Below are 18,987 nucleotides of genomic sequence, written 5' to 3' on the forward strand. Positions count from 1 at the left end.
TCGCGGGGGGGGGTTGAGGTTGAAATAGGTTTTGTGCTGGGGTTTGTTTTGGCGCACACCCCCCCCGGGCCGTGGGGTCCTAAAACCCCCCCCGGGGTTTGGGGGGGGGGGGGGGGGGGCTGCGCCCCGCGACCTCAACCACTCGCCCCGGAGGGGCTGTTCACAAACGGGTGGGGTGGGGGACCTAAAGCGCGACCCCGAGCAGCGCGTCAACGGCCCGAGAGACCACACCCGGCGCACCCTCGTCGTCCCCGCCGTCGGACGACTGCAGCGCGGCCCAACGATCGACGGCGGCCAGCGCCGCGGGTGCGTCCAGGTCGTTCGACAGGGCCTCGCGGACCTCCGCGACGAGCGCGTCGGCCGACGGCCCGTCCGGCCGGGACACCGCGGCCCGCCAACGGCCGAGCCGCTCGACGGCGTCGCTGAGCACCTGGTCGGTCCACTCCCAGTCGGCCCGGTAGTGGTGGGCGAGCAGCGCGAGCCTGATGGCGGCCGGGTCGACGCCCTCGCGCCGCAGCGCGGACACGAAGACGAGGTTGCCCTTGGACTTGGACATCTTCTCGCCGTCGAGCGCGACCATGCCGGCGTGGACGTACGCCTTGGCCATCGGGAACTCGCCGGTCAGCACCTGGGCGTGCGAGGCGCCCATCTCGTGGTGCGGGAAGGCGAGGTCGGAGCCACCGCCCTGGACGTCGAAGCCCATGCCGAGGTGGTCGAGGGCGATGGCCACGCACTCGATGTGCCAGCCGGGCCGCCCCGCGCCGAGCGAGCCGCCGTCCCAGCTGGGCTCGCCCTCACGGGCGGCCATCCACAGCATCGGGTCCAGCGGGTTCTTCTTGCCCGGACGGTCCGGGTCGCCGCCGCGCTCGGCGGACAGGAGCCGCATCGCCGCGGCGTCCAGGTTCGAGACGGACCCGAAGTGCGGGTCGGCCTCCACGGAGAAGTAGATGTCGCCGTCGAGCTCGTAGGCGGCACCGGCGTCGCGCAGTCGCTCGACGAGCGGCACGATGCCGGGTATCGCCTCGACCGCGCCTATGTAGTGCTGCGGCGGCAGCATCCGCAGGGCGGTCATGTCCTCGCGGAACAGGGCGGTCTCGCGCTCGGCGAGGCCGGTCCAGTCGATACCGTCGCGCACGGCCCGTTCAAGGAGAGGATCATCGACGTCCGTCACGTTCTGGACGTAGTGAACCTGCCGCTTGGTGTCGAGCCACACGCGCTGAACGAGGTCGAACGCGTTGTAGGTCGCCGCGTGACCCATGTGGGTCGCGTCGTACGGCGTGATGCCGCACACGTAGATACGGGCGACGGGACCGGGCTCGAGGGTGACGAGTCCTCCGGTCGCGGTGTCGTGGATCCTCAGGTCGCGGCCCTTGCCAGGCAGGGCGGGGACCTCAGAAGCGGGCCAGGCATGCATGCATTGAGCCTAACCGGACGCAGCTTCCACATACGAACCGGACCGGGTCCCGGGGCCGAAGAGGCCCTCTTGCGCGCCCATGATCCGTCCGCTAGGCGACGACCGTGGCCCGGATCGCGTCCGAGAGCCCGAAGTGGCGGATGCCGTGCTCCAGATAGGCGCGCAGGTCGCACACGAAGTACGTCCAGCCCTGTGTCTGCCCGACGGCGCGGGCGGCCCCCTCGACCCCGTCGCCCATGGGCTGCTCGGTGATCGTCAGCCGCGTGGCCTCCTCCTCGGCCGCGAGCTCGATGGTGACGTCGCCACCGGGCCAGCTCCAGGAGATCAGCCGATCCGTCTCGATCTCACCGATCCGCACGTCGAACGTGGCGTCCGCATGCCCGAAACGCCAGGTCACGGTCGTGCCGGGGATCATCGCGGCGGACGCCTCTGACGTGAAGAAGCTCGACAGGCCCTCGGGCGAGACGATCGTGTTGAACACATCTTTGACCGGGCGGTCGATCCGGTCCTCGACAATCAGCTTGGTCATGGGACCGAACGTAGCCCCGCCCACTGACAATCGCCCGTGGACGGGGAAAACCCGCAGGTCAGAAAGGTGCAGGTGGAGGTCGGGCAGGGACGGGCCGGAGAGCGACGGATCAGATCGGCGGCCAGGGAATCGCGGGCCATTCGCCGCCGGGCTCGCGGTGCCGACCGCTCTTCAGCAGGGCCGCCACCCGCTCCCGTACGGCCTCCAGCTCGGCCTCGGTGATCAGCTCGGCGAGACGCACGGCGAGCGGTTCGCCCGCGCCGAGGCGCTCGCGCAGCGCCTCCAGGGCCGCGGTCGCCTCCTCGGTCAGCGGCTCCCCCGCCCAGCCCCACAGCAGCGTGCGCAGCTTGTCCTCGGCGTTGAAGGTGACCCCGTGGTCGATGCCGTACAGGTGCCCCTCGGCGTCGACGAGCAGGTGGCCGCCCTTGCGGTCACCGTTGTTGATCACCGCGTCGAGTACGGAGAGCCGGCGCAGCCGGGGGTCGTCGGCGTGCACCAGCAGTGCGGTGCGCCCCTCCCCCACCTCGGCGAACGCGACGGCCTTCCAGCCCTCCTCCGGCTCCTCGGCGTCGACGAGGGCGAGCAGCTGCTCCGGCTCCCGTACCGCATCGCCGTCGGAGCCGTCAGAGCCGTCCGTGTTGTCGGAGCCGTCCGTGCTGTCAGAGCCGTCCGTGTTGTCGGAGCCGTCGGGACCGTCGATCCACAGCTGGCACATGCCCTCGCCGTACGGTCCGTCGCGCAGCACGGTCGGCGGCACGAGGGCCCAGCCGAGCGCCTCGGAGACCTCGTAGGCGGCGACCTCGCGCTGCGCGAGCGTCCCGTCGGGGAAGTCCCACAGGGGGCGCTCGCCGCGCACGGGTTTGTAGACGCAGGCGGCCTCGCGGCCCTCGTACGTGACGGTGCACAGCAGGACGGCGTTCGACGCGTCGCGGATCTGTCCCTCGACGTGCAGCTCACCCAGGGCGAGCAGGTCCAGGTCGCTCACGCGTCGCGCCGGTATCCGTTCTGGCGCGGACATACGTGTCCCTCCGGGTCGAGCGGCAGGCTGCACAGCGGGCAGGGCGGGCGGCCCGCGTTCACGACGTCCAGGGCCCGCTTGGCGAAGGCGCGGGCCTGCGTCCCGGTGAGGCGCACGCGGAGCATCGGCGGGCCGTTCTCCTCGTCCTGGAGAAGCCTTTCCTCTGCTTCCGCCAGGTCCTCGTCCGAGTCGGCGTCCAGCTCGACGAGGGCCTGGGCCTCGACGATCATGCGCTGTTCGTCGCCGTCCCAGGCGAGCGCCATGGTGCCGACGCGGAACTCCTCCTCGACGGGCGAGTCCAGGGGTGCCGTGTCACTGATCTCGGTGGGCACCACGGCGGGCACCGGAGCGTTGCCCCCGCTGCGTCGCACGACCTCGTCGAGGAGCTCTTCCATGCGCTCGGCGAGCGCGGCCACCTGGGTCTTCTCCAGCGCGACGCTGGTGACCCTGGTTCCTGCCGAGGCCTGCAGGAAGAAGGTGCGGCGCCCGGGGAGTCCGACCGTGCCGGCCACGAAACGCTCCGGAGGGTCGTAGAGGAACACCTGACGGGACACGTCCTGATCTCCTGGGATCTGGGAATCGACTGGCTGTGGTGCGGGCCGCGGCCGGCCGGACCCGACCGTGCCTACGGCTGCTTCACCCTACTGCGGCCGACGATCACGGTGCGCCCGCGTCGCCGCCCACGGGTGCGTCCGGGCCCTGGGGTTCCTCACGCGGCGCCAGGGAAGCGAAGTCCCCGGTGTCACCGAGGCGTACGAGAAACGGGCGCAGACGCGTGTAACGGATCGCGGTGATGGAACACGGCTCTACGGAGATGCGCTGAAAGAGGTCCAGATGCAGCCCGATGGCGTCCGCGACAAGGGACTTGATGATGTCGCCGTGCGAGCACATGAGGTACACGGCGTCCGCGCCGTGCTCGCGCTCCACGCGCGCGTTCCACTCACGTACCGCCTCGGCGGCCCGGTGCTGCATCTGCCGCATGGACTCACCGCCGGGGAACGCGGCGGCGGTCGGGTGCTGCTGGACGACCTGCATCAGCGGTTCGTCGGCGAGTTCGGCGAGCTTGCGGCCCGACCAGTCGCCGTAGTCGCACTCGCCGATCCGGTCCTCGCTGTGCACCGGCACGCCGGGCCGCGCAGCGATCAGCGGGGCGAGCGTCTCCCGACAGCGCTGCAGCGGGCTGGTGACGATCCCGGCGAGCGGCAGGTCCGCGAGGCGCTCGGGCAGCGCCGCGGCCTGCGCGGCCCCGCGCTCGTCGAGGGCCACGCCGGGGGTCCACCCGGCGAGCAGGCCCGCGGTGTTGGCGGTGGAGCGTCCGTGCCGGACGAGAATCAGCGTGGGCATGGCAGCCACCCTAAGTCAGGCCACGTGCCGGGACGGAAGTGTGCCCCGAGCGCCTCCCAGGGAGAATGCGGTTCATGATCGTCGACTGCGCCATCTATCGGGACGGGCGCCGGACCGAGGGCCCCGCGGACTTCTCCGACGCGCTCGCCCAGGCCCGCGCGAGCGGCGACGCGTTCGTCTGGATCGGCCTGCACGAGGCGACCGAGGACGAGTTCGCCCTGGTCAGCGAGGAGTTCGGGCTGCACCCGCTGGCGGTCGAGGATGCGCTGAAGGCACATCAGCGGCCGAAGCTCGAGGTGTACGACGACTCGCTCTTCGTCGTCCTCAAGCCGGTCGTCTACGAGCCGAAGAGCGACCAGGTGTCGACGGGCGAGCTGATGCTGTTCCTGGGCGACTCGTTCGTGGTGACGGTGCGGCACGGCGAGGGCGCCCCTCTGGCGGCCGTACGCAAGCGGCTGGAGGACGACCCCGAGTTCCTGGCCCACGGGCCCACGGCGGTCCTCTACTCGGTGACGGACGCGGCCGTGGACCACTACCTGGAGGTCGCGAACGAGCTCGGCACCGACCTGGAGGAGCTGGAGGCCGAGGTCTTCTCGCCGGATCGCGGCGGCTCGCGGGACGCGGCGTCGCGGATCTACACGTTCAAGCGGCAGATCCTCGAATTCCGGCGCGCCACCGGCCCGTTGGCGCTGCCGCTGGCCCGGCTGTCCGGCGTGGGTCCGTGGGGGCTCGCGTCGGTGCCGTTCGTGAACGAGGACGCGAAGCCGTTCTTCCGTGACGTGAACGACCACCTGACGCGGGTCAACGAGTCCGTGGACAGCCTCGACCGCCTGGTCTCGGACATCCTGTCGGCGCACCTGGCGCAGATGAGCGTGCGGCAGAACGACGACATGCGGAAGATCTCGGCGTGGGCGGCGATGGCCGCGGTGCCCACGATGATCGCGGGCGTCTACGGCATGAACTTCGACCACATGCCCGAGCTGCACTGGGTGTGGTCGTACCCCGCGGTGATCCTGCTGATGGCCGCTCTGGAGCTGGGCCTGTACCGGTTGTTCAAGCGACGCGGCTGGCTGTGAGCGCGTACCTGCCCACACGGGCGTACGTGCCCACGCGCGCGGGTCAGGCGAACTCCACCGACGTGGTCGCCGGGCCGCCGAGCGCGTCACGCCGCTGCGGCATCTTCAGGGACACCATGCGCCGCCAGCCGCCTGCCCGTTCGTACGCGTACACGGCGTGGATGCCCGCGGCGAGCACGGCCGACTTCGCCTTCGGCCAGCCCAGGATGCGGCCCATGTGGTCCATGACGGCCAGACTGACGTCCCGGTAGACGGCGATCTCCGCGAGGGCGCACTCGCGCAGGACGCGCTGGATGGTGCGGCCGTGGCCCGCGTACGCGAAGCGGAGCAGTTCCTCGTGGCAGTAGGCGAGGTGGTTGTCCTCGTCGTTGGAGATCATCTTCACCGCGCGGCCGATGTCGGGGTGGTCGGCGAAGTGCTTGCGCAGGAGCTCCATCTGCTCGGAGGCGCGCTGTTCGGTGACCCGGCTGTGTGCCAGGTACGTGACGATGTCCTGCACGGTCAGCGGTTCGTCGCGCCGGAGCTGTTCGTGGGCGAGCCCGATGCCGTGCCGTTCCAGGAGCATCGTGTAGTCGGCCTCGTCGGGGACGGGCACCGGTTGCAGGCCGCGCTTCTTCATGAGGGCGTGGAAGATGCGTCCGTGCTTGTCCTCGTCGGCGCCGTGCCGGGCCACCTTGGGGGCGAGGGCCCGTTCGCTCTCGGGGACGAGGGCCGCGATCCGCCCGTTCTCCCAGCCGCCCTGGGACTCACCGCTCGCCGCGATGGAGCAGAACAGCCGGAACGACTCGTCGTCGTCGAGGATCTCCTGGAACAGACTCTTGGCCGACAGCATCGGGGTACCTCCATGCCTCCACGCGGGATCCGATGTTCCGCAAAGAACGAGTCAAATGCGGTGCGTGAAGAGGGGCAACAGGTACCGCGGACGACTCGGCCGAACGGAGGACCCGAACACCGGGGAAGGGCGTAACCGCGCGCCGCATGGCGCGTTGTTCCCGTGACGGCCGTGGCGGGGAAGACCCCCCGAGCCCCCACCACGGCCGCAGACTTCCCTAGGCGAGACCCGCGCGCTCCAGCGCCTCGGTGCCCGCCCGCAGCGCCGCCACCCGCTCGTCGAGCGTGAAGCCGGCCGGATTGATCGTCAGCGTGGTGACCCCGGCCGCGGCGTAGGCCTGCATCCGGTCGGCGATCCGCTCCACGGAGCCGAGCAGCGTCGTGGAGTCGATGAGCTGGTGCGGGATGGCCGCGGCCGCGCCCTCCTTGTCGCCGCCGAGGTACTTCTGCTGGATCTCGACGGCCTCCTTCTCGTAACCCATGCGCTGGGCGAGCCGGTTGTAGAAGTTCTGCTTGGGGCTGCCCATGCCGCCCACGTAGAGCGCCGTGTACGGGCGGAAGAAGTCGGCGAGCGCGTGCACGTCCTTGTCGGCGCCCACGGCGAGCGGCAGCGTCGGACAGACGTCGAAGCCCTCCATGGTCTTGCCGGCCTTCTCACGGCCCGCGCGCAGCGGCGCGATGGTGGTCTCTTCCAGGTGCTCGGCGGACGGGAAGATCAGCAGGGCGCCGTCGGCGATCTCGCCGGTCTGCTCCAGGTTCTTCGGGCCGATCGCGGCGATGTAGAGCGGGATGTGCTCGCGCTGCGGGTGCAGGGTCAGCTTGAGGGGCTTGCCCGGGCCGTCCGGCAGCGGCAGCGTCCAGTGCGCGCCTTCGTAGGAGACCCGCTCGCGGCTCATCGCCTTGCGCACGATCTCCACGTACTCGCGCGTGCGCGCCAGCGGCTTGTCGAACTTGACGCCGTACCAGCCCTCGGAGACCTGCGGCCCGGAGACGCCGAGGCCGAGGCGGAAGCGGCCGCCGGAGAGCGAGTCGAGGGTCGAGGCCGTCATCGCGGTCATCGTGGGCTGGCGGGCGGGGATCTGGAAGATGGCCGAGCCGACGTCGATGCGCTCGGTCTGCGCGGCGACGTACGCGAGGACGGTCGCGGCGTCCGAGCCGTACGCCTCGGCGGCCCAGCAGACCGCGTAGCCGAGCCGGTCGGCCTCCTTCGCGACCGCCAGGTTGTCCGCGTCCATGCCCGCGCCCCAGTACCCGAGATTGATGCCGAGCTTCATTGACCACATCCCCTTAACGCCGTGCGGATCCGCTGGTTTACCCATCGGTAACGTCCCTTGCCGGGCACCCTAGCGCGCCGGGCCGCGCGACAGTTGTCCACAGGGGCCCCGATCCTGACCTTCGGCCAGTAATCTCAGCGCCCATGGAGCAGAGGCATCTCGGCCGCACCGGCCTGCGCGTGTCCCGGATCGGGCTCGGCACCCTCACCTGGGGCCGGGACACCGACGAGCACGACGCCGCCGACCTGTTGAAGGCGTTCTGGGAGGCGGGCGGCACCCTCGTCGACACGGCCGACGTGTACGGGGACGGGGAGTCGGAGTACCTGCTCGGCCGGCTCGTCGAGGGGCTCGTGCCGCGGCGGGACCTGGTCATCTCCACGAAGGCGGGCAGCGTGCCCGACCCGGACCGCCGCTTCGACGGATCGCGCGGCCATCTGCTCTCCGCGCTCGACGCCTCGCTGGCCCGGCTCGGTACGGACTACGTCGACCTGTGGCAGGTGCACGCGTACGACCGCGAGACGCCGCTGGACGAGACGCTGCAGGCCCTGGACATCGCGGTCAGCAGCGGCCGCGCGAGATACGCGGGCGTCTCGAACTTCTGCGGGTGGCAGCTGGCCAAGGCCGGCACCTGGCAGCTGGCGGCGCCGGGCATGCGCACGCGTCTGGCCAGTACGCAGATGGAGTACTCGCTGCTGCAGCGCGGCGTGGAGCGCGAGGTGCTGCCCGCGGCGCTCGACCTGGGCATCGGCCTGCTGCCGTCGTCGCCGCTGGGCCGAGGGGTGCTCACGGGCAAGTACCGCAACGGCACGCCGACGGACTCGCGGGGCGGGTCCGACCACATGGCGCCGTTCGTCGCGCCGTACCTCGACGAGGCGGCCGGGCACATCGTGGACGCGGTCTCGATAGCGGCGGACGGGCTCGCCGTGACGCCGCTGCAGGTGGCTCTGGCCTGGGTCAGGGACCGGCCGGGGGTGGCCGCGCCGATCGTCGGCGCGCGCAACGCGCAGCAGCTCACGGCGGCATTGTCAGTGGAGGCCCTTAGTCTTCCTGACGAGATCTGCCAGGCGCTCGACGACGTGTCGGCGCCCGTGCACCGCTATCCCGATCAGGACTGGAGCACGTTGTGAGTACGGAGTCCGCTGCCGCGGAGAACGAGTCCGGGGCGCGCCCCGACGCCGGGCCGGACACGGAGACCGAGACGTCTGCCGAGACGTCTGGCGAGACGTCTGCCGAGACGTCTGGCGGCGCATCGGTCGAGACGCCTGCCGAGATGTCGGCCGCGTCCTCCGAGGACGCATCCTCGCAGGACGCGGAGCCGGCGGCCGAGGGCGCCTCGGGGACCGCGTCCGCGGAGAGCGCCGAACTCTCCGAGGCGCAGGCCGAGTTGGCCGCGCAGCGTGAGCTCCGGGAGAAGATCGCGGAGCGCAGGGCCGCCAAGGAGGGGCCGGTCGACGCCGGCGCGAAGCTGAGCGGGAAGGCCGCGGACCTGCTGGCCGCCGTACGCGCGGTGGAGAGCGGCGAGAAGCCGTCCGCGGCCGTGTTCGCGGAGCCGGTGCCCGAGCCGCGCAGGCCCGTCGCGCCCGAGCCGGTGCGCAGGCCGGCACCTTCCGCGCCCGTCGTCGACGCGGGCCCCGACGCCGACACCGTGGGCGCGGTGCGGGCCGTGCTCGTCGAGGGCGGGGCGCCCGACGCCCTGGCCGCCCAGGCCGCCCGGACGCTCGGCGAGGGCGCGCAGGAGCAACTGCGGGCGGACCCCTGGCAGTTGCTGCGGGTCCCCGGAGTCCGCCCCGAGCAGGCCGACGGGTTCGCGCGGGCGCTGCTCGGCGCCGAGTGCGCGCCCGACGACGAGCGGCGCGGCCGTGCCGTCACCGTCTGGCTGCTCGAGCAGGCCGCGACGGCCGGGCACACCGCCCTCGATCTGCCCGTCCTCGTCGAGGCGCTGGGCAAGCGCGGTGTGCCGGAGCCGGACGCCGCCGTGCAGGGCGCCGTCGCGGAGGGGGACGCGCTGCTCTTCCAGGACGCGCTCGACGACGCACCCGTGCCGGAGCCGGCCGGGGACGAGGACGACGAAGAGGGCGCCGAGCGGCCGGTGCGGGTCCTGGTCGGCCTGGAGCGGTGCGCACTCGCCGAGGAGAGCCTCGCCGACGGACTCGCCCGGCTGATCAACTCCTCGGACAAGGAAGGCGGTTCGGTCGCCGGCGACTGGGAGGCGGCCGCCGTCGCCGCGGGCGGTACGACGGCCGAGCTGCTGCGCGCGATCGGCACGCAGCGCCTGGTCCTGCACACCGGCGGCGAGGCGGCCCGCGCGGAGCCGGTCGCCACCGCGGCGGCCGCGGCGCGACTCGGGCTGCGGGTGTGCGTCGCGGCACCGGGCGCGGACGGGCGGCGACGGGCCGCCGCACTGCTCGGGCCCGACGCCCCCGAGTCGGCGACGGCCACCGTGGAGGGGCTGTTCGCGGAGACGGAGGGCCCGGGGCGGGAGGCCGACGGGTCGCTCGCCCTCGACCTCCTCGTCGTCCTGGACGCGCCACAGCTGGACGTGGACGATGCCGCACTGCTCGTGGAGCTCCTGGCCGACGACACCTGTCTGCTGCTCAGCGGCGACCCGGGCACCCTGTGGTCGGCGGGGCCCGGCCGGGTGTTCGCGGATCTCCTGGCCGCCGGGATCTGCCCGCGGATCGCCTCCCGCACACCGGACTTCGGGCCGATCGGCGAGCTGGTCTCGGGCATCGGCATCGGCGAGCTGAACCAGGTGGAGGCGCCCGGCAAGGAAGTCGTCATCGTGCCCGTGCGGGACGGTGCGGAGGCGATCCACCGCACCGTGCAGCTCGTCGCCGACTCCGTGCCCCGGGCGATCGGGGTGCCGGCCGACCAGACGCAGGTGATCACTCCGGGGCACGGCGGCGCGGCCGGGACGCGGGCGCTGAACGCGGCACTGAAGGAGCGGCTGAACCCAGGACCCGGGCGGTTCGGGGGGTACGACCCCGGGGACCGGGTGGTGTACGTACCGGCTCCCGGACGGGTACGGCCCGGGCGGGTGCTCGGCGCCGACGCGGAGGGGTTGCGCCTCGAGTGCGAGGGCGAGCCCATCGTCGTACCGAAGGAGCAGGTCGAGCGGGTCGTGCGGCACGGATGGGCGGTGACCGGGCACCAGGCCGTGGGGCTGCGGTGGCCCGCGGTCGTGGTGGTGCTGCCCGGCGATGCGACGCAGGCGTTGAGCCGGCCCTGGGTGTACTCGGCGTTCAGCCGCGGGGAGCGGCACCTGTCCGTGGTGCACGGGGCGGACGCGGCGCTCCCCCGCGCGGTGGCCGAGGTCCCCGCCAAGCCGCGGACGACGCGCCTGCAGGGGCTGGTCAGGGCCCAGGTTCCCGGAGCCTAGGCCCTGGTGCCACAAGCAGCAGGCGGCCGCCCCCGTCGGGAGCGGCCGCCTCGGCAGGTGCGGGGCCGTCAGCGCTCCGCCTCCTCCAGCGGCTCGTCCAGCTCCACGTCGTCGTCCACTTCCGGGTCCGGGTCGTCCTCGTCCAGCTCGTCGTCGAAGACGGCACTGACGTCGAACCGGCACACGACCTGCTGGGGGTCGGTCTGGTCGAACGGGGCCTCCAGCCATTCGCCCGGTTCCGACGGCTCGTCCGCGGCGGTGACCCAGAGCGTCGAGTCGCCCTCCTCCAGGCCGAACTCCTTGTGCCGGGAGGCGATTTCGTCGGGTTCGAACTCGCCGAAGAGGACGCCGAGCGCGGCGTGCACGCTGCTGCCCGCGCCGGTCGCCGACTCGGTGTCGATGTCCGGGTCCCCGTCGAGGTCGGCGACCCGGCCGGCCTGGGCGAGAAGACGCTGCGGCTCCACCACGGCGTAGTCGCGTCGGATCAGCACGCTCAGCGCGTTCGGCTCCTGCGGTCCGGTGTACGGCGGCAGCCCGTCGTCGCCGCCGGGGATCTCGAAGGGAGTGACCTCGTCGTAGCGGTCGTAGAGGAGCTCGTCGTACTCCTCGGCCGCGGCGGCGAGTTCGTTGAACGCTTCGTAGACGGCCGGGTCGTCCTCTCCCAACCTGCGCTCGACAGCCGCCAGGTGGCGGTCGAGCGCAGCCTTGACCGCCTCGGCGGCGGCGCGTACCTCGGCAGCGGTGGGCTGCGCAGCATCAGACATAGTGCAGACGCTATCCGTACCGGGGCTCTGCCCGCACAATAGATGCGATGCCGGAATACGAATTTGTCGACGTGTACGTACCGCGCGGGGTCTCCCGCAAGGACGCGACGCGACTGCTGACGGACCATGCCGAGTACGGACACTGGGAGTTGGACCGACTGAGCCTGCACCGCGACGGCAGTCGCCGGGTGCGTCTGCGGCGGCGGATCATCCGCCAGCTGCGGGCCACGTGGTGACCTGAACCTGACGGGTCGGGCCACGCAAACGGAGCGGGCCCCGCCGATGCGGGGCCCGCTCCGTTCGTACTGCCTGCTCGGCTCACGCCGTCATGCGGCCGCCTTCGACCGCCGGTAGAGCACCGCTCCGCCGAGCAGCGCACCCGCGGCCAGCGCACCCGCCGCGCCGATCGGCAGCTCGCTGCCGGTCATCGCGAGCTGGGACTCGCCCTTGGGCTTGGTGACGGTCTGCGTCCCCGGCTGGTTGGGAGTGTCCGCACTCGGCGCACCCGGCTTGTCCGGGTGGTGCCCGGCCGGGGTCGTCGGGTGGTGCGGCTTGCCCGGGGTGTGCGGCTTGCCCGGCTGGTGGGGCTTGCCCGGGGTGTGCGGCTTGCCCGGCTGGTGGGGTTTGCCGGGGCCGCTGGGTGGCGTGGTGGTGTGTCCGCCACCACCGGTGTTCGTGCACTCGTTGCCCGCGGTCGCGTTGCCGAGACCGACGACGTCGACCGAGTTGCCGCACACGTTCACCGGCACGTCGACCGGCAGCTGCACGTCGTTGCCCGAGCCGACGCCGGGTGAGTCGCCGGTGTGGCCCGTGGCCTGCGATCCGCCGCCGGACGGCTTGTGGTGCGAGCCGCCGCCGCCCTTGCCGGAACCCGAGGTGTTGGCGCAGCTGTTGCCGGCCGCCGGGTTGAGCAGCCCGATGACATTGACGGTGTTGCCGCACACATTGACCGGGACGTCCACGGGGAGCTGGACGGAGTTGCCGGACAGGACGCCCGGTGAGTCCGAAGAGCTGCCGTGCGCGCCCGAGTCCGCGTGCGCGTAGCCACCGGTGACGGCGAGCACGCCGGTCGCGGCCGCCACGGTGATCAGGCCTTTGCGCGTGACCTGTCGCATAGCTTTCCCTGCCTTAGAACTTTGCCTAAGTACCTTCTGGAAAGGCGCGGGACGTGGTGCCTCCGCGCCGAATGCCCGATCGGCCCCGGAGTGCATGGCGCGCACTCCGGGGCCGACGGACTCAGACCCTCAAGGGGTGAGGCACAACAACGTCAGCTGTTGGTGCAGGTGTTGCCGAAGGTGGGGTTCAGCAGCCCGATCACGGAGACCGTGTTGCCGCAGACGTTCACCGGCACGTGGATCGGCGCCTGAACGACGTTGCCCGACAGCACACCGGGGGACTTCACGGCGGCACCCTGGGCACCGGCGTCGGCAGCGGCGATGCCCGCGCCAGCGAGCACGAGACCACCAGTGGCAGCCGCAGCAGCGACGACCTTCTTGATCATTATTCCTCCTTGTTGGCAATGCAGTCCCAGCCGCGGACTGCACTCCCTGTAACGAGGAGAAAGTTATGGGGCTACGAGCGTATGGTTCCTTTCACTCTTTTCAGTCAAGTACGCACGTGCGGCCGATTGTTGGGATTTCAGGATGCGTCGATGAACCGGTCGAGCACCCGGACCCCGAACTTCAGTCCGTCGACCGGAACGCGCTCGTCCACGCCGTGGAACATGCCCGCGAAGTCGAGCTCGGGCGGCAACTGCAGCGGTGCGAAGCCGAAGTTGCGGATGCCGAGCTCCACGAAGGACTTGGCGTCGGTGCCGCCGGAGAGCATGTAGGGGATGGCCTTGCCGATCGGGTCCTCGGCCTCGATCGAGGACTTCATGGCCTCGACGAGCGCCCCGTCGAAGGTGGTCTCGACGGCCTTGTCGGCGTGCACGTCCTCGCGCTTGACCTTCGGGCCGAGGATCCGGTCCAGGTCGGTGAGGAACTCGTCCTCGTGTCCCGGCAGGAAGCGTCCGTCGATGTGCGCGGTGGCTTCACCCGGGATCACGTTCACCTTGTAACCGGCGCCCAGCTGCGTGGGGTTGGCGGTGTTGCTGAGCGTCGCGCCGATCAGCTTGGCGATGCCGCCGAGCCGGGCGAGGGTCGACTCCATGTCCTCGGGGTCGAGTTCGGTGCCGAGGGCGTCACCGAGTTCGTCGAGGAAGGCGCGGGTCGTCTTGGTGACGCGGACCGGGAACTCGTGGCGGCCGAGGCGGGCGACGGCCTCGGACAGCTCGGTGATCGCGTTGTCCCGGTGGATCATCGAGCCGTGCCCGGCGGTGCCGGCCACGCTCAGCTTCATCCAGTGCATGCCCTTCTCGGCGGTCTGCACGAGGTAGAGCCGGCGCTGCTCGCTCACGGTGAACGAGAACCCGCCGACCTCGCTGATCGCCTCGGTGACGCCGTCGAAGAGGTCCCGGTGGTTGTCGACGAGGTGGCGCGCACCCCACGTGCCGCCCGCCTCCTCGTCGGCGAGGAAGGCCAGGACGATGTCGCGCGGGGGCTTGCGGCCGCTGCGCAGCCGGTCCCGTACGACCGCGAGGGTCATCGCGTCCATGTCCTTCATGTCGACCGCGCCGCGGCCCCACACGCATCCGTCGGCGACCTCGCCGGAGAAGGGGTGGTGGGTCCAGTCCGCGGCGTTGGCCGGGACGACGTCGGTGTGGCCGTGGATGAGGAGCGCGGGCCGCGACGGGTCCTCGCCCTCGATGCGGGCCACGGTGGAGGCGCGGCCGGGGTGCGACTCGAAGATCTGGGGTTCGAGGCCGACCTCGGCGAGCTTCTCCGCGACCCACTCGGCGGCCTTGCGTTCACCGGGACCCGAGTGGTCGCCGTAATTGCTGGTGTCGATCTGGATCAGTTCGCGGCAGAGGTCGACGACCTCGTCCTGTCCGGAGGCGGCCCTGCCCGTGCTCGACTCACTCACGCTTGTTCCTCTCTCCCTGTGGATCCCCCTCATCCTCTCTCTCCGGGCGCCGACACCCAAGGGCGGGCACCGCTCGACACATGCCGTTCACAGCTCCGACCTGCGAGAAGGGGTCGTGATCGAACCACTCCGAAACCCTGGTAATGTTCTCTGTGTCGCCGCGGGAAACGCCCCGCAAGAAGGCGGCAGACACCTTGTCCGGGTGGCGGAATGGCAGACGCGCTAGCTTGAGGTGCTAGTGCCCTTTATCGGGCGTGGGGGTTCAAGTCCCCCCTCGGACACAGAGAAAGACCCCAGTTCATCTGGGGTCTTTTGCGTTGTCGGGGGTCGTGGTGCGGCGGTCGAAGACCAGGGGGCGGGCCGCGCGCAGAGCCGTGGTGAGGGCGCCGAGGAGAACGGCGTCGTCACCGGTGGCGGATGCCTCGACGCGGGGGCGCAGCGGGGTCAGTCGGTGCAGCGTTCCGGAGACAGTGGTCAGCAGGAGGTCGGCGCCGCGGCCCACTCCCCCGCCGAGCACGACGAGGTCGGGATCGAGGACCGCGGTGACGGAGGCGACGGCCAGGGCGAGGCGTTCGCCCTCCTGTCGTACGGCGGTGAGGGCTGCCGGGTCGCCGGTGCGGGCGGCGTCGAAGACGCGCTTGGCGGTGAGGGGGCCCGCCAGGCCCGCGGTGCGGGCGGCGCGGACCACGGCGTCGGCGGAGACCGCGTCCTCGAGCAGGCCGCGGCGGGGGGCGGTGCCCTTGTCGGGTACGCCGTCCAGGGGCAGGAAGCCGATCTCGCCCGCGGCGCCGTGCGCGCCGAGGAACAGTTCGCCGTCGGCGACGACGCCCATGCCGAGGCCGGTGCCGATGAGGACGTACACGAACAGGCGGCTGCCCGCGCCCGCGCCGAAGGCGTATTCGCCGAGGGCCGCGAGGTTGGCGTCGTTGTGGACGGACAGCGGGGTGCCGAGGCTCTCGCGCATCCGCTCGACGAGCCCGGCGCGGCCCCAGCCGGGGAGGTTGACGGCGTAGCGGACGCGGCCGGTGGTGCGGTCGAAGACGCCGGGGGTGCCGACGGCCGTGTGCACGATGTCGGCGGGGGCCAACTCGGCTTCCGCGAGGGCCTGTTCGGCGCAGGTGACGGCGGCGTCGGCGACCGTGGTGGCGCCGCGGCCCCGGTTGCGTACCTCCGTACGGGAGACGATGGCGCCGGACAGGTCGGCGACCGCGGTGCGCAGCCGGGCGCGGCCGATGTCGATGCCGAGGACGTGGCCCGCCTTCGGGTCGGGTTCGTACAGGACGGCGACGCGGCCGCGGCTCTGGGCGTGGGTGCCGGCCTCGCGGACGAGGCCGGCGCGTTCCAGGGCGGCGAGGGCGGAGGAGACGGTGGGCTTGGACAGGCCGCTGTCGCGGGCGAGTTGGGCTCGGGAGGCGGGACCCTGGGTGCGTAAGCGCTCCAGGAGGAGCCATTCGTTGTTGCTGCGCAGGCGCGTGCGGTTCCAGGGGGGTGTCGTCACGAGGCGGGCCCCGGCGCGGTGACGTGGCAGGCGACGGTATGGCCCGTGCCGACCGGTTGCAGGGTCGGGGTGACGCGGTGGCAGAGGTCGGTGGCGAGCGGGCAGCGGGTGCGGAAGCGGCAGCTCGGGGTGGGGTCGATGACGACGGGCGGGTCGCTCTTGGCGGCGGCCGCGTCGCCATCGAGAAGGGCGCGGGGGGCGCGCGGGTCGGGGACGGCGGACAGGAGGAGGTCGGTGTAGGGGTGGCGGGGTGCGGCGAGGATGTCCTCGGTGGGGCCGGTCTCGACGACGTGGCCGCCGTACATGACGGCGATGCGGTCGGAGAGGTAGCGGGCGCCGGCGATGTCGTGGGTGATGTAGAGGAGGGAGACGCCTTCGGTCTCGCGCAGGTCTGCCATGACGTTGAGGAGGCCGATGCGGATGGAGACGTCGAGCATGGAGACCGGCTCGTCGGCGAGGATCAGTTTCGGGCGGTGGGCGAGGGCCTGGGCGAAGCCGATGCGCTGGCGCTGGCCGCCGGAGAGTTCGTACGGGAAGCGGTTGAGGACTTCGGCGGCGGGGCTCAGGCCGACGGCCTCGACGACGCGTTCGGCCTCCGACTGCCGTGCGGCGCGGCCGAGTTCGGGGCGGTGGAGCGTGAGGGCGCGCAGGATGCCGTGGGAGACGCGGTAGGCGGGGTTGAGGGAGGAGAAGGGGTCCTGGAAGACCATCGGGACGGCGCCGCGGTAGGCGAGTTTCGCCCTGCGGCCGCGCTGGGCGCTCAACGGGCTTCCCTGGTAGCGGATTTCGCCGCGGGTCGGCTTGTGGACCTGGGCGACGAGGCGGGCGAGGGTGGACTTGCCGCTGCCGCTCTCGCCGACGAGGGCGACGATCTCGCGTTCGCCGATGGTCAGGTCGACGTCGTCGACGGCGTGCAGGACGCGGCGGGTGAGGCCGGTGCCGACCTTGAAGTGGCGGGTGAGACCGACCGTTTCGAGGAGTGCGCTCATCGGGCGGCCTCCGTCTCCGTGAGGTGCAGCAGACAGCGGGAGTGGGCGGCGCCGACCTCGTACAGGGCGGGCTCGGTGGTGTGGCACCGATCGTGTACGAGGGGACAGCGCGGGTTGAAGCGACAGCCGGCCGGGAGCGCGGCGAGGTCGGGCGGGCTGCCCGGGATGCCCTTGAGCGGGACGCGCGGGCCCCGGATGGAGGGGAACGCCTCGAGCAGGCCGCGGCTGTACGGGTGGGCCGGGTGGTCGAAGACGGTGCGGGTGGGGCCCTGCTCGACGACCTGGCCCGCGTACATGACGAGGAGCTGGTCGGAGAAGTGACTGACCAGGGACATGTCGTGGGTGACGAACACGACTGCGAAGCCGAGGAGTTGCTGGAGTTCCTTGATCTGGACCATGAGGGAGCGCTGGGCGACGACGTCGAGCGCGGAGGTCGGTTCGTCCATGATGACCAGGTCGGGGGTGAGCAGCAACGCCATGGCGATCATGGCGCGTTGGCGCATGCCGCCGGACAACTGGTGCGGGTAGCTGTGCAGATGGACCGGGTCGATGCCGACGAGGTCGAGGACTTCGACGGAGCGGGCGCGGATCTCCTCCTTCGTGTACGTGCCGTGCGCGGCCATCGCGTCCTTGTACTGGGCGGCGAGGGTGGTCACGGGGTTGAGGGCGTTCATGGCGGACTGGAGGACGACGGAGAAGTCGCGCCAGCGCAGGGCGTTGAGTTCGCGCTCGCTCATCGTGACGAGGTTCTCGCCGCGGAAGCGCACGGTGCCGCCGGTGATGCGGGCGGGCGGGTTGAGCAGGCTCGCGACGGCGAACATCAGGGTGGACTTGCCGCAGCCCGATTCGCCGACGACGGCCATGAACTCGCCCTTTTCGAGGGTGAGTTCGACGTGGTCGACGGCGGCCACCGGGCCGCGTGCGGTGTCGTAGGCGACGCTGAGGTCGGTGACGGCGAGGAGAGGTTCGGTCATGTCCGGCGCTTCTTTCGTACGGGACGCAGGGCCGGGTTGCCGATCTCGTCGAAGGCGTAGTTGACGAGGGCGAACGCGACGCCGAGCAGGGCGACGCAGAGTCCGGGGGCCAGCGACCACAGCGGGGTGCCGGTCTGCAGGGCCTGCTGGTTCTGGGCCCAGTAGAGCATCGTGCCCCAGCTCTGGGAGTTGGGGTCGCCGAGGCCGAGGAACTGCAGGCCCGCCGCGCTGAGGACCGAGTACAGGGCCGCGCCGAGGAAGTTGGCGACGATCAGGGACGTCATCGTCGGCAGGACTTCGCAGACGATGACGTACGAGCGTCGCTCGCCGCGGGCCCTGGCCGATTCGAGGAACTCCCGGTTGCGCAGGGACAGGGCCTGGGCGCGCATCTGGTTGGCGCCGTAGGACCAGCCGGTGAGGACGAGGACGGCGAGGATCACCGTGAGGGAGCCCTTGCCCGCGTACTTGGCGAGGATGATCACGAGGGGGAACGCGGGGATGACGAGGACGACGTTCGTGAGGAGGGACAGGAGGTCGTCGGCGAGGCCGCCGAGGTAGGCGGCGGAGACGCCGATCAGGACGGACAGGACGGTGGCGAGGGCCCCGGCCACGACCGCGATGACCAGTGACTCCCTTGTTCCGTAGATGAGTTGGGAGTAGATGTCCTGGCCGAGGCCTGTGGTGCCGAGGAGGTGTGACGTGGAGATGCCTTCTCGGGGTGGGTAGTTGAGCTGGTCGGGGTGGTCCACCGAGGTGAACATCCCCGGGAAGGCGGCGATGAGGGTGAACAGGAGGAGGATCCCGAGGCCTGTCATCGCCTTGGGGTTGCTCTTGACGGCCCGTAGGAGACCTGAGCCGGCTCGGGTGCGTGAGGCTGCTGTGTCGGGCGGGGGTGTGGTGACGGCGGTAGTAGAGGTCATCGGTGGGTTCCTT

Annotated in this window: 19 protein-coding genes and 1 tRNA gene; 5 read left to right on the forward strand and 15 right to left on the reverse strand. The window is 71.5% G+C overall.

Annotated features, from left to right (window positions below; all coding sequences use genetic code 11):
• Positions 1-184: 184 nt before the first annotated feature.
• The 5 genes from mshC to ACIBUY_RS31745 all read right to left on the reverse strand — a co-directional run bounded on the left by mshC (position 185) and on the right by ACIBUY_RS31745 (position 4,305).
• A complete protein-coding gene (mshC, locus tag ACIBUY_RS31725) occupies positions 185-1,414 on the reverse strand; it encodes a cysteine--1-D-myo-inosityl 2-amino-2-deoxy-alpha-D-glucopyranoside ligase (protein ID WP_365576128.1) in 1,230 nt (409 codons plus the stop codon).
• Positions 1,415-1,505: 91 nt separating this feature from the next.
• Complete coding sequence (locus tag ACIBUY_RS31730) at positions 1,506-1,943, reverse strand: SRPBCC domain-containing protein (RefSeq protein WP_399154430.1); 438 nt, start codon at positions 1,941-1,943, stop codon at positions 1,506-1,508.
• 109 nt (positions 1,944-2,052) lie between these two features.
• Positions 2,053-2,961, reverse strand: coding sequence for an SCO1664 family protein (locus ACIBUY_RS31735; RefSeq protein ID WP_399154431.1), 909 nt, complete (start codon positions 2,959-2,961; stop codon positions 2,053-2,055).
• Positions 2,925-3,515 carry a DUF3090 domain-containing protein gene (locus ACIBUY_RS31740; RefSeq protein WP_365576122.1) on the reverse strand — a complete coding sequence of 197 codons (591 nt, stop codon included), beginning with the start codon at positions 3,513-3,515 and terminating at the stop codon, positions 2,925-2,927. Before ACIBUY_RS31740 ends, ACIBUY_RS31735 begins: the two co-directional genes overlap by 37 nt.
• Positions 3,516-3,618: 103 nt before the next feature.
• Positions 3,619-4,305: a histidine phosphatase family protein gene (locus tag ACIBUY_RS31745; protein WP_365576120.1), complete on the reverse strand. Its 687-nt coding sequence runs from the start codon at positions 4,303-4,305 to the stop codon at positions 3,619-3,621.
• 74 nt (positions 4,306-4,379) lie between these two features.
• Here ACIBUY_RS31745 and corA point away from each other — a divergent pair, with 74 nt between their 5' ends.
• Positions 4,380-5,381: a magnesium/cobalt transporter CorA gene (gene corA, locus ACIBUY_RS31750; protein WP_399154432.1), complete on the forward strand. Its 1,002-nt coding sequence runs from the start codon at positions 4,380-4,382 to the stop codon at positions 5,379-5,381.
• A 43-nt stretch (positions 5,382-5,424) separates the two neighbouring features.
• On the opposite strand, the gene ACIBUY_RS31755 is transcribed toward corA, so the two are convergent.
• Entirely contained in the window at positions 5,425-6,213 is a 789-nt protein-coding gene (locus tag ACIBUY_RS31755) for a ferritin-like domain-containing protein (RefSeq protein WP_399154433.1), read from the reverse strand.
• A gap of 217 nt (positions 6,214-6,430) precedes the next feature.
• Positions 6,431-7,486, reverse strand: coding sequence for an LLM class F420-dependent oxidoreductase (locus tag ACIBUY_RS31760; RefSeq protein WP_365576114.1), 1,056 nt, complete (start codon positions 7,484-7,486; stop codon positions 6,431-6,433).
• A 143-nt stretch (positions 7,487-7,629) separates the two neighbouring features.
• On the opposite strand from ACIBUY_RS31760, the gene ACIBUY_RS31765 reads away from it, so the two are divergent.
• Positions 7,630-8,613 carry an aldo/keto reductase gene (locus ACIBUY_RS31765; protein WP_365576112.1) on the forward strand — a complete coding sequence of 328 codons (984 nt, stop codon included), beginning with the start codon at positions 7,630-7,632 and terminating at the stop codon, positions 8,611-8,613.
• Positions 8,610-10,865, forward strand: a complete 2,256-nt coding sequence (locus ACIBUY_RS31770) for a helix-hairpin-helix domain-containing protein (RefSeq protein ID WP_399154434.1) — start codon at positions 8,610-8,612, stop codon at positions 10,863-10,865. Before ACIBUY_RS31765 ends, ACIBUY_RS31770 begins: the two co-directional genes overlap by 4 nt.
• Positions 10,866-10,933: 68 nt before the next feature.
• Here the strand turns inward: ACIBUY_RS31770 and ACIBUY_RS31775 are convergent, their stop codons facing one another.
• Positions 10,934-11,629: a hypothetical protein gene (locus ACIBUY_RS31775; RefSeq protein ID WP_399154435.1), complete on the reverse strand. Its 696-nt coding sequence runs from the start codon at positions 11,627-11,629 to the stop codon at positions 10,934-10,936.
• A 47-nt stretch (positions 11,630-11,676) separates the two neighbouring features.
• Here ACIBUY_RS31775 and ACIBUY_RS31780 point away from each other — a divergent pair, with 47 nt between their 5' ends.
• Positions 11,677-11,865: a DUF5703 family protein gene (locus ACIBUY_RS31780; RefSeq protein WP_093801618.1), complete on the forward strand. Its 189-nt coding sequence runs from the start codon at positions 11,677-11,679 to the stop codon at positions 11,863-11,865.
• Positions 11,866-11,955: 90 nt separating this feature from the next.
• Here ACIBUY_RS31780 and ACIBUY_RS31785 read toward each other — a convergent pair whose 3' ends face one another.
• The 3 genes from ACIBUY_RS31785 to ACIBUY_RS31795 all read right to left on the reverse strand — a co-directional run bounded on the left by ACIBUY_RS31785 (position 11,956) and on the right by ACIBUY_RS31795 (position 14,593).
• Positions 11,956-12,744, reverse strand: a complete 789-nt coding sequence (locus ACIBUY_RS31785; RefSeq protein ID WP_399154436.1) for a chaplin family protein — start codon at positions 12,742-12,744, stop codon at positions 11,956-11,958.
• A 152-nt stretch (positions 12,745-12,896) separates the two neighbouring features.
• Complete coding sequence (chpH, locus tag ACIBUY_RS31790) at positions 12,897-13,130, reverse strand: chaplin ChpH (RefSeq protein WP_365576104.1); 234 nt, start codon at positions 13,128-13,130, stop codon at positions 12,897-12,899.
• Positions 13,131-13,267: 137 nt separating this feature from the next.
• Positions 13,268-14,593 (reverse strand): M20/M25/M40 family metallo-hydrolase, encoded by a 1,326-nt coding sequence (locus tag ACIBUY_RS31795; RefSeq protein WP_365576102.1) that lies wholly within the window; start codon positions 14,591-14,593, stop codon positions 13,268-13,270.
• 196 nt (positions 14,594-14,789) lie between these two features.
• Here ACIBUY_RS31795 and ACIBUY_RS31800 point away from each other — a divergent pair.
• Positions 14,790-14,874, forward strand: a tRNA-Leu gene (locus tag ACIBUY_RS31800).
• A 17-nt stretch (positions 14,875-14,891) separates the two neighbouring features.
• Here ACIBUY_RS31800 and ACIBUY_RS31805 read toward each other — a convergent pair.
• Genes ACIBUY_RS31805 through ACIBUY_RS31820 form a run of 4 tightly spaced genes read right to left on the reverse strand, consistent with a single transcriptional unit; the run spans position 14,892 to position 18,974 of the window.
• A complete protein-coding gene (locus ACIBUY_RS31805) occupies positions 14,892-16,091 on the reverse strand; it encodes an ROK family transcriptional regulator (protein WP_365576100.1) in 1,200 nt (399 codons plus the stop codon).
• Positions 16,088-17,080, reverse strand: a complete 993-nt coding sequence (locus ACIBUY_RS31810) for an ABC transporter ATP-binding protein (protein WP_399154437.1) — start codon at positions 17,078-17,080, stop codon at positions 16,088-16,090. The genes ACIBUY_RS31805 and ACIBUY_RS31810 overlap by 4 nt, the downstream gene beginning before the upstream one ends.
• Complete coding sequence (locus ACIBUY_RS31815) at positions 17,077-18,054, reverse strand: ABC transporter ATP-binding protein (RefSeq protein ID WP_365576096.1); 978 nt, start codon at positions 18,052-18,054, stop codon at positions 17,077-17,079. The genes ACIBUY_RS31810 and ACIBUY_RS31815 overlap by 4 nt, the downstream gene beginning before the upstream one ends.
• Positions 18,051-18,974 carry an ABC transporter permease gene (locus tag ACIBUY_RS31820; RefSeq protein ID WP_365576094.1) on the reverse strand — a complete coding sequence of 308 codons (924 nt, stop codon included), beginning with the start codon at positions 18,972-18,974 and terminating at the stop codon, positions 18,051-18,053. Before ACIBUY_RS31820 ends, ACIBUY_RS31815 begins: the two co-directional genes overlap by 4 nt.
• Between the last annotated feature and the right edge of the window lie 13 nt (positions 18,975-18,987).

Source organism: Streptomyces sp. NPDC050085, from assembly GCF_044460595.1.
In the GTDB taxonomy this organism is placed as follows: Bacteria; Actinomycetota; Actinomycetes; order Streptomycetales; family Streptomycetaceae; genus Streptomyces.

Excerpts from the sequence above, each read along its gene's own strand:
- mshC (WP_365576128.1), bottom strand. The coding sequence starts at position 1,414 with ATGCATGCCTGGCCCGCTTCTGAGGTCCCCGCCCTGCCTGGCAAGGGC.
- ACIBUY_RS31730 (WP_399154430.1), bottom strand. The coding sequence starts at position 1,943 with ATGACCAAGCTGATTGTCGAGGACCGGATCGACCGCCCGGTCAAAGAT.
- ACIBUY_RS31735 (WP_399154431.1), bottom strand. The coding sequence starts at position 2,961 with ATGTCCGCGCCAGAACGGATACCGGCGCGACGCGTGAGCGACCTGGAC.
- ACIBUY_RS31745 (WP_365576120.1), bottom strand. The coding sequence starts at position 4,305 with ATGCCCACGCTGATTCTCGTCCGGCACGGACGCTCCACCGCCAACACC.
- corA (WP_399154432.1), top strand. The coding sequence starts at position 4,380 with ATGATCGTCGACTGCGCCATCTATCGGGACGGGCGCCGGACCGAGGGC.
- ACIBUY_RS31755 (WP_399154433.1), bottom strand. The coding sequence starts at position 6,213 with ATGCTGTCGGCCAAGAGTCTGTTCCAGGAGATCCTCGACGACGACGAG.
- ACIBUY_RS31760 (WP_365576114.1), bottom strand. The coding sequence starts at position 7,486 with ATGAAGCTCGGCATCAATCTCGGGTACTGGGGCGCGGGCATGGACGCG.
- ACIBUY_RS31765 (WP_365576112.1), top strand. The coding sequence starts at position 7,630 with ATGGAGCAGAGGCATCTCGGCCGCACCGGCCTGCGCGTGTCCCGGATC.
- ACIBUY_RS31775 (WP_399154435.1), bottom strand. The coding sequence starts at position 11,629 with ATGTCTGATGCTGCGCAGCCCACCGCTGCCGAGGTACGCGCCGCCGCC.
- ACIBUY_RS31780 (WP_093801618.1), top strand. The coding sequence starts at position 11,677 with ATGCCGGAATACGAATTTGTCGACGTGTACGTACCGCGCGGGGTCTCC.
- ACIBUY_RS31785 (WP_399154436.1), bottom strand. The coding sequence starts at position 12,744 with ATGCGACAGGTCACGCGCAAAGGCCTGATCACCGTGGCGGCCGCGACC.
- chpH (WP_365576104.1), bottom strand. The coding sequence starts at position 13,130 with ATGATCAAGAAGGTCGTCGCTGCTGCGGCTGCCACTGGTGGTCTCGTG.
- ACIBUY_RS31810 (WP_399154437.1), bottom strand. The coding sequence starts at position 17,080 with ATGAGCGCACTCCTCGAAACGGTCGGTCTCACCCGCCACTTCAAGGTC.
- ACIBUY_RS31815 (WP_365576096.1), bottom strand. The coding sequence starts at position 18,054 with ATGACCGAACCTCTCCTCGCCGTCACCGACCTCAGCGTCGCCTACGAC.
- ACIBUY_RS31820 (WP_365576094.1), bottom strand. The coding sequence starts at position 18,974 with ATGACCTCTACTACCGCCGTCACCACACCCCCGCCCGACACAGCAGCC.